12 protein-coding genes are annotated in these 12,236 nt (G+C 61.6%); 4 read left to right on the top strand and 8 right to left on the bottom strand.

Annotated elements, in window-relative coordinates:
* Positions 1-9: 9 nt before the first annotated feature.
* The 5 genes from pyrC to MNR02_RS16485 form a co-directional block, all read right to left on the bottom strand.
* Positions 10-1,050 carry a dihydroorotase gene (gene pyrC, locus MNR02_RS16505; RefSeq protein WP_241947549.1) on the bottom strand — a complete coding sequence of 347 codons (1,041 nt, stop codon included), beginning with the start codon at positions 1,048-1,050 and terminating at the stop codon, positions 10-12.
* A 58-nt stretch (positions 1,051-1,108) separates the two neighbouring features.
* Positions 1,109-1,732 carry a nucleoside triphosphate hydrolase gene (locus MNR02_RS16500; protein ID WP_241947548.1) on the bottom strand — a complete coding sequence of 208 codons (624 nt, stop codon included), beginning with the start codon at positions 1,730-1,732 and terminating at the stop codon, positions 1,109-1,111.
* Positions 1,729-2,508, bottom strand: coding sequence for an ATP-binding cassette domain-containing protein (locus MNR02_RS16495; RefSeq protein ID WP_241947547.1), 780 nt, complete (start codon positions 2,506-2,508; stop codon positions 1,729-1,731). The genes MNR02_RS16500 and MNR02_RS16495 overlap by 4 nt, the downstream gene beginning before the upstream one ends.
* Positions 2,508-3,608 (bottom strand): ABC transporter permease, encoded by a 1,101-nt coding sequence (locus MNR02_RS16490; RefSeq protein ID WP_241599543.1) that lies wholly within the window; start codon positions 3,606-3,608, stop codon positions 2,508-2,510. Before MNR02_RS16490 ends, MNR02_RS16495 begins: the two co-directional genes overlap by 1 nt.
* 258 nt (positions 3,609-3,866) lie before the next feature.
* On the bottom strand, positions 3,867-4,892 hold the full coding sequence (locus tag MNR02_RS16485; protein WP_241947546.1) for a sugar ABC transporter substrate-binding protein: 1,026 nt from the start codon (positions 4,890-4,892) through the stop codon (positions 3,867-3,869).
* A gap of 284 nt (positions 4,893-5,176) precedes the next feature.
* Between MNR02_RS16485 and MNR02_RS16480 the strand changes: the two genes are divergently transcribed.
* The 3 genes from MNR02_RS16480 to MNR02_RS16470 all read left to right on the top strand — a co-directional run bounded on the left by MNR02_RS16480 (position 5,177) and on the right by MNR02_RS16470 (position 7,661).
* The gene (locus tag MNR02_RS16480) at positions 5,177-6,406 is read left to right on the top strand and encodes an ROK family transcriptional regulator (RefSeq protein ID WP_241947545.1); all 1,230 of its coding nucleotides are present in this window, start codon (positions 5,177-5,179) and stop codon (positions 6,404-6,406) included.
* Positions 6,407-6,835 (top strand): RbsD/FucU family protein, encoded by a 429-nt coding sequence (locus tag MNR02_RS16475; protein ID WP_241947544.1) that lies wholly within the window; start codon positions 6,407-6,409, stop codon positions 6,833-6,835. It begins immediately after the preceding gene.
* 97 nt (positions 6,836-6,932) lie between these two features.
* Positions 6,933-7,661: a type 1 glutamine amidotransferase gene (locus MNR02_RS16470; protein WP_241947543.1), complete on the top strand. Its 729-nt coding sequence runs from the start codon at positions 6,933-6,935 to the stop codon at positions 7,659-7,661.
* Here MNR02_RS16470 and MNR02_RS16465 read toward each other — a convergent pair.
* The gene (locus tag MNR02_RS16465) at positions 7,658-9,091 is read right to left on the bottom strand and encodes a PLP-dependent aminotransferase family protein (protein WP_241947542.1); all 1,434 of its coding nucleotides are present in this window, start codon (positions 9,089-9,091) and stop codon (positions 7,658-7,660) included. The two genes, MNR02_RS16470 and MNR02_RS16465, sit on opposite strands and share 4 nt — an antisense overlap.
* 40 nt (positions 9,092-9,131) lie before the next feature.
* Between MNR02_RS16465 and MNR02_RS16460 the strand changes: the two genes are divergently transcribed.
* Entirely contained in the window at positions 9,132-9,851 is a 720-nt protein-coding gene (locus MNR02_RS16460; protein WP_241947541.1) for a pyridoxamine 5'-phosphate oxidase family protein, read from the top strand.
* Between the two features lie 699 nt (positions 9,852-10,550).
* Here the strand turns inward: MNR02_RS16460 and MNR02_RS16455 are convergent.
* Together MNR02_RS16455 and MNR02_RS22970 are read right to left on the bottom strand one after the other, a co-directional pair.
* Positions 10,551-11,192, bottom strand: coding sequence for a hypothetical protein (locus MNR02_RS16455; RefSeq protein WP_241947540.1), 642 nt, complete (start codon positions 11,190-11,192; stop codon positions 10,551-10,553).
* Entirely contained in the window at positions 11,193-12,107 is a 915-nt protein-coding gene (locus MNR02_RS22970; RefSeq protein ID WP_371746686.1) for a pentapeptide repeat-containing protein, read from the bottom strand.
* Positions 12,108-12,236: the final 129 nt, after the last annotated feature.

Here is a 12,236-nt window from a genome sequence, read left to right as displayed (position 1 = left end):
GGCTGGAGATCATACCACGTCCCAGTGCAGCGGGAACATCGGGTCGAACACCGTCACCGGTCCCGCACCCGTCTCGATCTTTGCCGGGAATGCGACCCGCTCCGGGCGCCTGACGAGGCGGATCGTCTCTTCATTGGCCGGCAGGCCGTACCATTGCGGGCCGTTCAGCGAGGCGAAGGCCTCCAGCCTGTCGAGCGCGCCGTCCTCTTCGAACACATGGGCGAGGCAGCTCATCGTGTTGATCGAGGTGTAGATGCCCGCACAGCCGCAAGCGCATTCCTTCAGCGGATCGACATGCGGCGCCGAATCGGTGCCGAGGAAGAAGCGTCTGTCGCCCGAGGTCGCGGCGGCGCGCAGCGCAAGGCGGTGCTCTTCCCGCTTGGCGACGGGCAGGCAGTAATAATGCGGCTTGATCCCGCCGACCAGGATGGCGTTGCGGTTGATGATCAGGTGATGCGTGGTGATCGAGCCGGCGAGGTTGGCTTTGGCGGCCTTGATGTAATCCACGCCGTTCTTCGTGGTGACGTGCTCCATCGTCACCCGCAGTTCCGGCAGGCGGGTGCGCAGCGGGTCGAGCACGGTCTCGATGAAGACGGCCTCGCGATCGAAGATATCCACCTCGGGCGTGGTGACCTCGCCATGCACACAGAGCGTCAGACCTATCCTGGCCATGCGCTCCAGCACCGGCATCGCCTTATCCATGTCGCGCACGCCGCCGTGAGAATTGGTGGTGGCGCCGGCCGGGTAGAGCTTCACGGCGCGGATGAGGCCGCTCCTGTATCCGGCTTCCACGTCATCGGGATCGGTGTGCTCGGTGAGATAGAGCGTCATCAGAGGCTCGAACCGGTCGCCACTGGGCAGGGCCGCGAGAATGCGGTCGCGATAGGCGGCGGCGTCAGCAGTGGTAACGACCGGGGGCACTAGGTTCGGCATGATGATGGCGCGGGCGAAGTGGCGGCTGGTATCGCCGATCACTCCCTCCAGCATGGCGCCGTCGCGCAGGTGCAGGTGCCAGTCGTCGGGGCGGCGAATGGTGAGGTCTATGGTCATCGGCATCTCTCCCGTCTTTGGCGTTGCGATAGCACTCGAAGGGTCGGACGACAATTCCTCAGAACAGGTCGATATGCAGGTCGGCGGGGCGGGAGTTTTGCAGAATGCGCTTTCCGTTCGGAAGATCGTTGCCGTAAAGCTTCCAGCCGATCTGGTCCTCGGGCAGGTCATAGCTCATCCAGCGGCGACGCAGGCGCTCTTCCAGCACGGCATAGGGCGGGCCCACGAAGATGGTGAAGTCGAAGACGCCGTCGAGCCGATCCCAGGGCGCATCCTTCAAGAGCAGGTAGTTGCCCTCGGCCAGCACGAAGCGGGTCTCATGCGAAATGGCGCGCGCCGCATTGATGGCAAGCTCGCGCGATCGGTCGAAGACCGGCACGAAAACCTCGTCGTCGCCGCGTTTGAGCGCATGGACGATATCGACGAAACCGCGGCCGTCGAAGGTCTCGGGAATGCCCTTGCGCGGCAGGAGGCCCCGTTCGGCCAGGATGCTGTTATCCAGGTGAAAGCCGTCCATGGGCAGGATCTCGGCACTTTCACGGCGCGCAAGAAGACCGTCCCTCAGCGCCTCGGCGAGTGTCGACTTGCCGGCCGCCGGCGGACCGGCCAAGCCGACGAGAAAGCGGCGCGCGTCCCCCGCGCGCCGCTGGATGGCATCCACGATGGTGGAAGGCGATATCATGCCGCAATGGCCTCCGTCGGCACCTTGGCGCCCGTCATGAATGCGACGGCGTCGGACATGGTGTAATCCTTCGGGTTGATGACGGTCAATCGCCGGCCGAGGCGATGGATATGGATGCGGTCCGCCACTTCGAAGACATGCGGCATGTTGTGCGAGATGAGCACGATGGGAATGCCGCGACGGCGCACGTCGAGGATGAGTTCCAGCACGCGCCGGCTTTCCTTGACGCCAAGTGCTGCCGTCGGCTCGTCGAGGATGATGACCTTGGAACCGAAGGCGGCAGCACGCGCCACCGCCACCCCCTGGCGCTGGCCGCCGGAAAGCGTCTCCACCGCCTGGTTGATGTTCTGGATCGTCATCAGGCCAAGCTCCGAGAGCTTGTCGCGGGCGAATTTCTCCATCGCGCCGCGGTCGAGCTTGCGGAACACGCTGCCCATGACGCCCGGCTTGCGGATCTCGCGGCCGAGGAACATGTTGTCGGCAATCGACAGTGCCGGCGAGAGCGCGAGGTTCTGGTAGACCGTCTCGATCCCGGCCTTCTGGGCCTCGATCGGCGAACGGAAGTTGATCGGCTTTCCCTCCAGCCGGATCTCGCCCTCGTCGGGGGAGATGGCGCCGGAGATCGCCTTGATCATCGAGGATTTGCCTGCGCCGTTGTCGCCGATCACGGCGAGAATCTCGCCGGGATAGAGGTCGAAATCGGCATGGTCGAGGGCGGTGACGCGGCCGTAGCGTTTGACGAGACCGCGCGCGGTGAGAATGGGTTCGAGAGCCATCAGCCTGCTACCTTTCTGATCCACTGGTCGATTGCCACTGCCGAGATGATGAGGACGCCGATCAGGAGATAGGTCCATTGCGGGTCCGTGCCGATGAGGCGAAGGCCAAGCGAGAACACGCCGACGATCAGCGCGCCGAAGATCATGCCGAGGATCGAGCCGCGCCCGCCGAAGAGCGATAGCCCGCCGATCACCACGGCGGTGATCGATTCGATGTTGGCGAACTGGCCGGCGGTCGGCGAGACCGAGCCGATGCGCCCGATCAGGGCCCAGCCGGCGAGTGCGCAGATGAGGCCGGACAGCGTGTAGACCGAGACGAGCATGCGCTTGACGTTGACGCCGGCCAGTTCCGCTGCGTCCGGGTCGTCACCGACGGCATAGACATGGCGGCCCCAGGCCGTCTGGTTCAGCACGTACCACAGCAGCGCTACGAGCAGCACCATGGCGATGACGCCGTAGGTGAAGACCGCGCCGCCGAAACGGATATTGTTGCCGAAGAACTGGAGCAGCGGGGCCTGCGCGGCGAGGTCCTGCGAGCGGATCGTCTCGTTGGCCGAATAGAGGAAGTTCGAGGCGAGGATGATCTGCCACATGCCGAGCGTCACGATGAACGGTGGCAGCTTCATGCGTGCGACGAGCAGGCCGTTGATATAGCCGCACAGCGCACCGCAGGCGAGGCCGCAGAGCACCGCGACCGATGGCGGCAGGCCGTAGCGGAAGGTGAACTGCCCCATCACGACGGAGGAGAGCACCATGATGGCGCCGACCGAGAGGTCGATGCCGGCGGTCAGGATCACCAGCGTCTGCGCCGCGCCGACGATGCCGACGATCGCCACCTGCTGGAGGATGAGCGTCATCGTGAAGGCGGAGAAGAACTTTCCGCCGAGAACGATGCCGAACACGGCAACCGAAAGCACGAGCACGATGAGCGGCACGGCAGAGGGATTGCCGTGCAAGAAGTGCTGGAATTTCTGGACGGGCGTCTTGTCGTTGGTATCGAAGGACGCGACCTGCGTTGCGCTGCCGGACAGCACCTTCTCGAATTCCTGCGAAGGCTGCGACCCCTGAGCGGGTTGCGTTGCCGTCGTTGTCTCACTCATGATCCTTTTCCTCCCCTTCCGATGCCGACCGTCGCGGCAGTGCCGGATACATTGGGTGCGTGAACAATCGGTCGAGACGCTCGATGCGCACCGCCGCCTTCTTCGGGCGGTCTCCCGCGCACAGCCGCATCTTACAGCGCGGCCGCTCGCAGGGGACAAAGGTGCCCACGTCTTTTTGCGATTGTCAAAACAAGGGTGCGTTCACCCGGTCCGCCATGGCGGATGGCCGGCCCGGTCAGACCGGGCCGGCATGAGGCATCAGCCCCAGCACTTTTCCTTGCCGGCCTTGGTGTCGATCGAATCGATGCCTGCTGCCGGCTTGTCGGTGACGAGCGTCACACCCGTGTCGAAGAAGTCCTTGCCTTCGGTGGCCTTCGGCTTTTCGCCGGTGTCGGCGAACTTCTTGATGGCCTCGACGCCAAGCGCCGCCATCATCAGCGGATATTGCTGCGACGTGGCGCCGATCACGCCGTCCGCAACGTTCTGTACGCCCGGGCAACCGCCGTCGACGGAGACGATGAGCACGTCCTTCTCGCGGCCAACGGCCTTCAGCGCTTCATAGGCGCCGGCAGCGGCCGGTTCGTTGATCGTGTGCACGACATTGATCGTCGGATCCTTCTGGAGAAGGTTTTCCATGGCGGTGCGGCCGCCTTCCTCGTTGCCGTTCGTCACGTCGTTGCCGACGATGCGTGCATCGTCCTCGTCGCCGATCTTGTTGATGTCCTTCACGTCGATGCCGAAGCCCTTCATGAAGCCCTGGTTACGCAGGACATCGACCGACGGCTGCGACGGGGTCAGGTTCAGGAAGGCGATCTTGGCATCCTTGGCACCGTCGCCGAGGGTGGCGGCCGCCCACTTGCCGATGAGTTCGCCGGCCAGCAGGTTGTCGGTGGCAAACGTCATGTCGGCACTGTCGAGCGGCTCAAGCGGCGTGTCGAGCGCGATGACGAGCAGGCCGGCGTCGCGGGCCTTCTGTACGGAAGGGACGATGCCCTTGGTATCGGAGGCGGCGATCAGGATGCCCTTAGCGCCATCTGCGATGCAGGTCTCGATGGCGGCGACCTGGCTTTCGGAATCGCCGTCGATCTTGCCGGCATAGGACTTCAGCGTGACGCCGAGTTCGGCAGCCTTGGCGGTGGCGCCTTCCTTCATCTTGACGAAGAAGGGATTGGTGTCGGTCTTGGTGATCAGGCAGGCGGTGGTGTCTGCCGCAGCGGCCGGCGTCGAAAAGGCCACGCCAAGCGCCAGCGCGCCGACAGCGGCGGAAATGATGGATGTCTTCATGTAATCCTCCCAAGGATAGAACGGGATGCGCCCCTCTCCCGGGGCCATCCGGTCGCGGGTGGACAGGGTTCCTGCTGTCCGACCGGCTTCCGACGATCAAGAGAACACCAAAAGAAATGGCTGTCAATAAATAAATCGAATTGAATTATTAATCCGATGTGGCATGCTCCGGTCAACAGTGGGCGAAGGCCCCGGCTGTAACGTTTCCGGTGGAAGAGCGGAGCGCCAGCCGATAAGAGGACCGGAACAGGTGCCTTGCGCCAGGGCCGGCACGGGAGGACACGATGATCAAAGATGCCGCGTCGGCGATGGCCGCGCCGGCCGATATCCTCGATCCCAGCGGGGGAGCGAACCAGGTGCGCGTGCGCGCCTATAACGAGCGCCTCGTCATGTCGCTGGTGCGCCGGCACGGCAGCCTGTCCAAGGCCGAGATCGCGCGGCGCAGCGGCCTGTCCGCCCAGACGGTGACGGTCATCATGCGCGCGCTGGAGGCCGAGGGCCTGCTGATCCGCGGCGAACCCCTGCGCGGCAAGGTCGGCCAGCCTTCCGTGCCCATGCGGCTCAATCCGGAAGCGGTCTATTCGCTCGGCATGAAGATCGGCCGGCGCAGCGCCGATATCGTGCTGATGGATTTCGTCGGCGGTATCCGCCGGCAGGTGCGATGCACCTTCCCCTATCCCATGCCCGGCCCGCTTCTGTCCTTCGTGGAGGAGGGGCTTGCCGAGCTCGAGGCATCGATGAGCCCGCAGGAGCGCGCCCGCATCGCGGGCTTCGGCGTGGCCGCGCCCTTCGAACTGTGGAGCTGGGCAAGCGAGGTGGGCGCCCCGCAGGCCGAGATGGACCAGTGGCGCGGCGTCGATCTCGAAGCCGAGATCGCGAGACGCGTGTCCTATCCCGTCACCTTGCAGAACGATGCCACCAGCGCCTGTGCCGCCGAACTGGTGTTCGGCCGCGGCCAGCACTATCCCGATTTCCTCTATCTTTTCATCGGCTCCTTCATCGGTGGCGGCGTGGTGCTGAACTCCGCGCTGTTTACCGGCCGTACCGGAACGGCGGGCGCCATCGGCCCGCTGCCCGTGCAGGGTCGTGACGGCGAGACCGTGCAGCTGCTCAAGATCGCCTCCATCTACCGGCTGGAAAACCTGCTGCGCGAGGCCGGCATCGACCCCGTGCCGCTCTGGTATTCGCCCGACGGCTGGGTGGATTTCGGCGCACCCTTGCAGCTGTGGATCGACGATGTGGCGGCAGCACTCGCCCAGGCCGTCATCGCCTCGGCCTCCGTCATCGACTTTTCCGCCGTCATCATCGACGGCGGCTTTCCCGACTGGGTGCGCGCGCGCGTCGTCGAAGCCACCAAGGCCGCCGTCGCGCGGCTCGACCTGCAGGGCGTTACCATGCCCGAGATCGTGGAAGGTGCCGTCGGCAGCCATGCCCGCTCGATCGGCGGGGCGAGCCTGCCGCTGTTTTCCCGCTACCTTCCCGACCAGAACGTTCTCTTCAAGGAGCTTGGCTGAATGCTGAAGAATATCGATCCCATCCTGAGCCCGGAGCTGCTTTCGACGCTGCGCGCCATGGGGCACGGCGACGAGATCGCCATCGTCGACGGCAACTATCCCGGCGTCGAGCATGCCCGCCGGCTGATCCGCCTCGACGGCCTGCCGCTGGTCCCGGTGCTCAGCGCCATCCTGTCCGTCATGCCGATCGACGATTTCGTCGAGGAGGCGATCTTCCGCTCGACCTACCGGCAGGAACGCGACCGGCTGGAGCCCGTGCACAGCGAGATCATCGATTGCTGCGCCCGCCACGAGCCGCAGCGGACCGTCGTGCCGCTCGTCGGCGCCGACTTCTACAATCGCGTGCGTGCCGCCCATACGCTGGTGCAGACCGGCGAGCCGCGGCTCTATGCGAACGTCATCCTGCGCAAGGGCGTCATCTACCCCTGAACCGGTCCGCCGGGCCGGATCTCTTTCTTTCGGCGGGTCTTGAATGAACCTTCGGAGCATGGTTGTTTCGCCTCCTATCGAAAGGCAGGAGTATCGCATGCGGGTTCTGGTGGTTGAAAACGACAAGGTGACATTGCTCGGGCAGATCGGCGTCGCGCTTGAAGAAGCAGGCGCCGAGATCGACATCTGCCGCCCCCATGCCGGCGATACCATCCCCGCCGACGAGACCGCCCATGACGCCATCGTCGTGATGGGCGGCCCACAGAATGCGCTCGACGACGAGAGCCACGGCTATCTGGCAGGCCTCGCCGCCCTGATGCGCCGCTTCGGTGATGCCGACAAATCCGTGCTGGGTGTGTGCCTCGGCAGCCAGCTTCTGGCCCGCGCCTATGGCGGCGACAACGTGATCGGCACGGCGCGGGAATTCGGCTGGTGCAGGGTGTCGCTCACCGCGGAAGGTGCGGCCGACCCGGTGCTGTCCGCCGCTGCGGCCTCCTTCCCGATCTTCGAATGGCATAGCGACACCTTCACGCTCCCCGATGGCGCGGTGCGCCTTGCCGGAACCGACGCCGTGGCGAATCAGGCCTTCCGGCTTGGCCGCGCGATCTACGGCACCCAGTTTCATCTGGAGGCGAGCCGCAAGGTGGTCGATGAATGGGTCGCCACCTTCCCGGATCTCATCGCCGGCATCGCGCCGGACTGGTATGCCCGGCGCACGGAACTGGCCGCTGAAAGCGGGCCCAGTGCGGACGCCGCCGGTCTGGCGCTGGCCCGCGCCTGGGTGGCGACGGTGCGTGCCGCCGACCGCCGCCGCCGCGTCGCCTAAAGGCGCGCAAGCGCTGCCGAAAAACGCGAGGCTGCGTCCCGTAGCACCTCCGGCGCGAAGCCGGAAAAGCCGATCACCAGGCCCTGCCGTGGCGGCTGCGTGACCGCCATGGCCGAGAGCGCCCTGACGCCGAGCCCGGCTTTCCGCGCAATGTCGACCGCCAGCGTATCGGGCACACTTTCCGGCACGCCCGCGACGAGGTGGAGGCCCTGATCCGGCACGGTTGCGGCTAGGCCGGGTGCCATGTGGAGCCCTTCGAGCAAACCATCGCGCGCCGACTGCGCCTGCCGCCGGGCCCGGCGCAGATGCGCGGCGAAATAGCCTTCGCGGATGAGGTCGGTCAGCGCGGCCTCGGCGAGTGTCGGCGGGCTGCGGTCGCTCCGGGCGCGAAGCGCAACGATCCTGTCCAGCAGCGGTTCGGGCAGCACGGCATAACCGAGGCGCAAGCCGGGAAACAGCACCTTGGAGAAGGTGCCAAGATAGATCACGCGGCCGCTGTCATCCATGCCCTGCATGGCGGCGAGCGGCGGGCCGGCATAACGGAACTCGCTGTCGTAATCGTCCTCGATGATCCAGCCGCCGGTGCCGCACGCCCAGTCGATCAGCGCCAGCCTCCGGCGCATGGACATCGTCACGCCGAGCGGAAACTGGTGCGACGGCGTGACATAGACGGCGCGGGCCTCCGGCACGGCCCGGGCGATATCGGCCCCTTCGCCATCCACCGGCAGGCCAGACACGGCAAGCCCGTTGCCAATGAAGGCGGCCCGGGCGCTGGGATAACACGGGTCCTCGATCATCACCCGCTCGCCTGGCGCAAACAGGCTGCGTGCCACGAGATCGAGACCCTGCTGCGTGCCCGAAGTGAGGACGATGGACTGCGCCGTGCAGCGCACCCCGCGCGCCTGCCGCAGATAGGCCGCGAGCGCCTGTCGCAACGCCGCGCCGCCGCGCGGATCGCCATAGTGGAAGTGCTCCGGTCCGGGGCGGGCGAGGTGGCGGTTGAGCAGGGTGCGGAAGAGCGAGAGCGTGCGCGCATCGGCCATGGCGACGCCGAGCGTGCCGGGCAGCGGCATCCGCACCGCGGCGTCGTCCATTGTTGCCGGCGCGGCGGCCTGTCTGACCGTCGGCACCCGGTCGGCGACGAAGGTGCCGGCGCCGGGCCGGGCGACCGCATAGCCTTCGGCGATCAGCATCTCGAAGGCCGCGACAACGCTGCCGCGCGCAATGGCCAGTCGGGCGGCGAGATCGCGCGAGGTCGGCAGCTTGCCGCCGGCCGGCAGCGTGCCCGCCTCGATCAGCCGGCGCAGCTCGCGGTAAAGTGCCGGCGTGCGCTTGCCGGCAGCCGGCAGCACGGGAACGAGCGTCGACCAATCAGGAGAATTGGTTTGTATTTTTCGCCCTGAATTGGTGCTTTTTCGATCCAATGTCATGGCGCACCATGACGGCATCGTTTTCGAAAGGCAAGATTGCATGACCGTCGATACCGCCGCCGCCTATCCCGTCACCCCGCGCAATCGCGTCAAGCGCCTGCACGAACGCGGCAGCTATGACCGTGCCGCCGTGCACGCCATTCTCGATGCGGCGATGCTCTGTCATGTCGCGTATGTCATCGACGGCCAGCCCTATGCCACGCCCACGCTGTTCTGGCGCAAGGGCGATACGCTCTACTGGCACGGTTCGTCGGCAAGCCGCATGCTGCGCCACCTCAAGGCCGGCACGCCCGCCTGCCTCACGGTCGCCCATCTCGATGGCCTCGTGCTCGCCCGTTCCGGCTTCAACCACTCCGCCAACTACCGCTCCGCCATGTGCTTCGGCACGGCACGGCTCGTCGAGGATGCCGACGAGAAGATCGAGGCGATGCGCGACGTGGTGGAACGCTTCTATCCCGGACGCAGCGCACTTTTGCGCCCGATCACGCAACAGGAGGCCAAGGCCACGACGATCATCGCCATGGAGATCGAGGAGGCCGCCGCCAAGGTGCGCGCCAAGGGCGTGGGCGACGACGAGGCGGATTTCGCCCTGCCGATCTGGGCTGGCGTCATTCCCGTGACGACGGTGCTCGGTGAGGTGCAAACCTGCCCCCGGCTGGTGGCGGGCGTCGAGCCGCCGGAGGGCCTGTCGATCTTTGCCGAGAACGGCAGCCTGGACGACGCGCTGCTGGCCGGCCAGCGCCTCTATGAGGACGGCTGACGGCCGCCAGCACTGATATCCACGCGGCGGTTTCGCCCGTGGTTTCAAAAAGCATTCGGACGGGGCGCCGGAAGCTGCCTCGACTGAAAATGAATAGGTGACACCTTCCGGCGCCCCGTTCGGCGGTTTTTGCCCGCGACTCCGGTCTCTCTGCAAGGATCGAAAAGGCGGTGTCATTCGCCGGTTTCCGGAATGGCCAGTGCCGTTTGACAACCGTCGCGCACGCCTTGGCGCGACGTGGAAGATGTCTCCACCTCCCGGCCTTTATCCATGCCGGCGGACGATGCCGACGCATCCGCCAATCCCGATCCCCTTGTGTGCCGCACAGGCACGCCCAACGCGCCGTTCGGGGCATGAAACGGCAGGACCGGTCCGACATCCCGCCATTTCCCCCGTGTCGCCGGAGGGAGACCATTTTCCGCAGGCCCGTGACATGAGGTTTCGCGTCATCCCCTCACGCCCCGCGCCGACCCCGCCTCGCCGCAACGCCTTGCGGTGTATCCGAGGGTGGGATGGGAGGATTGTAGGCGCGGTCGGAGAAGGCGGGGAAATTGGAAACGGATTTTGTTGGAAAATCAGGGAATGCGAAGGGTTTATGTCCCCGGATGAACTGTGGAGTAAAGGACGGGAAGCGTGTCTTCACACCTTGGCAAAGACGATTATCGAAACGCCCAAAGCTGGAATGTGCTAAATAATACCTTATTCATAAAAAAGCTCATTTTCAACAGAAAGTAAAAACTTATCCTCACGCATGGAGTTCAATACGTCAATAGAGTTGTCGAATACTGTAAATTTTTTTACAACTTCAAAGAATATCTCGACATGAAAATCGTTCATTGGCGTAATTCTTTTGTCGCGCAATATTTCAAATAATCCTACCATATTTGAATAATTAGATATCGCCTCAGTAGAAAATGAAAATTTATTATTTTCTACGCTATCGGCAATTATAATGGTTCTGATCGCCCAAAGGATTCTCCTGGCAGGAAAAGGCTTAGATTTTGATTTTCTAAATTCATTGACAACCAGTTGGCCAATGGCAACAGCACGCTTCTTTTCGGAGAAATAATTTCTTTTTATATCAAGCTGGTACTTTAATAGCTCAAAATGATCTTTGGGATCAAAAAGTGCCTGTCCTTCAAGACACAAATGTATCATGAAAAGATCGCCGCTTTTTGAGCGTTCGCTTAAGTCCTTAAAATTATAAATGTGAAGGCTCGTAGAGCCGAAGCTATGTTTCTCAACCTGATTATTTTGAGATATTCCTAATAAGTCTGTGTCGGCTCGCGGCCCTGCATCGCCTCTTGCCTGGCTACCGTACAGTATAAGGGCCTCAATCATTTACCTAGCCTTGCTAACTCTGTTAACAATTGCGGAGAGAAATATGGAGTACCAGAGTATGGCTATACATAGATTAGCTATAGTTATAGCTTTTTGAAGCGGATCACACTGCTCCTTGTATAGTGTGTATCCCGCAAGAGAAAATATATTGAAGCTTCGAAAAAGTGATGAGATGTATTGTTGATCGGCACCTGAAAAAAAGTGTGCGGCGCTAAAAATCATTAAGAGCATTATTCCAATCAATATTGGTCTCGCTATGCTTTCACCCCAATTTGTAACAAAGCCCGCTGTTCGCACGGCGATCTGTTCAAAAATGTTCTTTGACAAAGATAGCCACGCATAGAAGCTATGTTTCTTAATGGAAATTTTTGATAAACAAATTTGCCTCTGCCATTGCATATATGAAATATGGTATTGTTTTAGCGCGGAATAATAGTCACTCTCCTTTCCAATATTTTGATGATTTATTAGAATATATCTACTTGTTTCAGATAATCTAGAGAGATATTTTTCTTTATCGAAATTACAATCAATATTTCGCTTTTTAATTATTTCAGAAGGCGTTTCAAAGATGTTTTTTATTAAATTTTCCGGCTCCGTGACTACGGTTTCTTGAAGTATTGTATCATTTCCAGAAAAATCTACAGAAAGCCACTTACAGTTTCGAAATTCGCATCTTACAAATGTCGCTGGAGAAAAGTTACACTTAATGAAAATGCAGTTTGAGAATTTTGTGTCATGCCATAGCGACGCGCCAAAATCGCACTCGCTAAATGTACACTTTGAGAAAGAATAATAAACATCTGTAAAGAACCCTCGAAAATCACATATTAAAAAATAGCTTTTAAAGTAAGAATTTTTGTTAAACGATGGTCGTAGATTATACGATTTATCCCTTGCAGTGATTACCTTCATGCAGTTAGATTTTCCTTCTCCACCACTAATTAACTCGGGAATAAAATAATAATTTCCATTTTCATCGTATATTGGGCGCCAATAATCATGCGTCCTCCTACGGCTAGGTCCTTCACCAAATAGTCTCAT

The sequence above is a fragment of the Shinella sp. H4-D48 genome (assembly GCF_022637395.1).
Lineage (GTDB): Bacteria > Pseudomonadota > Alphaproteobacteria > Rhizobiales > Rhizobiaceae > Shinella > Shinella sedimenti.
This window is presented reverse-complemented; position numbering and strand designations above follow the sequence as displayed.

What these genes read in the sequence shown, in the direction of transcription:
- pyrC (WP_241947549.1), bottom strand. Translation starts at nt 1,050, where the DNA reads ATGACCATAGACCTCACCATTCGCCGCCCCGACGACTGGCACCTGCAC.
- MNR02_RS16500 (WP_241947548.1), bottom strand. Translation starts at nt 1,732, where the DNA reads ATGATATCGCCTTCCACCATCGTGGATGCCATCCAGCGGCGCGCGGGG.
- MNR02_RS16495 (WP_241947547.1), bottom strand. Translation starts at nt 2,508, where the DNA reads ATGGCTCTCGAACCCATTCTCACCGCGCGCGGTCTCGTCAAACGCTAC.
- MNR02_RS16490 (WP_241599543.1), bottom strand. Translation starts at nt 3,608, where the DNA reads ATGAGTGAGACAACGACGGCAACGCAACCCGCTCAGGGGTCGCAGCCT.
- MNR02_RS16485 (WP_241947546.1), bottom strand. Translation starts at nt 4,892, where the DNA reads ATGAAGACATCCATCATTTCCGCCGCTGTCGGCGCGCTGGCGCTTGGC.
- MNR02_RS16480 (WP_241947545.1), top strand. Translation starts at nt 5,177, where the DNA reads ATGATCAAAGATGCCGCGTCGGCGATGGCCGCGCCGGCCGATATCCTC.
- MNR02_RS16475 (WP_241947544.1), top strand. Translation starts at nt 6,407, where the DNA reads ATGCTGAAGAATATCGATCCCATCCTGAGCCCGGAGCTGCTTTCGACG.
- MNR02_RS16470 (WP_241947543.1), top strand. Translation starts at nt 6,933, where the DNA reads ATGCGGGTTCTGGTGGTTGAAAACGACAAGGTGACATTGCTCGGGCAG.
- MNR02_RS16465 (WP_241947542.1), bottom strand. Translation starts at nt 9,091, where the DNA reads ATGACATTGGATCGAAAAAGCACCAATTCAGGGCGAAAAATACAAACC.
- MNR02_RS16460 (WP_241947541.1), top strand. Translation starts at nt 9,132, where the DNA reads ATGACCGTCGATACCGCCGCCGCCTATCCCGTCACCCCGCGCAATCGC.
- MNR02_RS16455 (WP_241947540.1), bottom strand. Translation starts at nt 11,192, where the DNA reads ATGATTGAGGCCCTTATACTGTACGGTAGCCAGGCAAGAGGCGATGCA.
- MNR02_RS22970 (WP_371746686.1), bottom strand. Translation starts at nt 12,107, where the DNA reads ATGAAGGTAATCACTGCAAGGGATAAATCGTATAATCTACGACCATCG.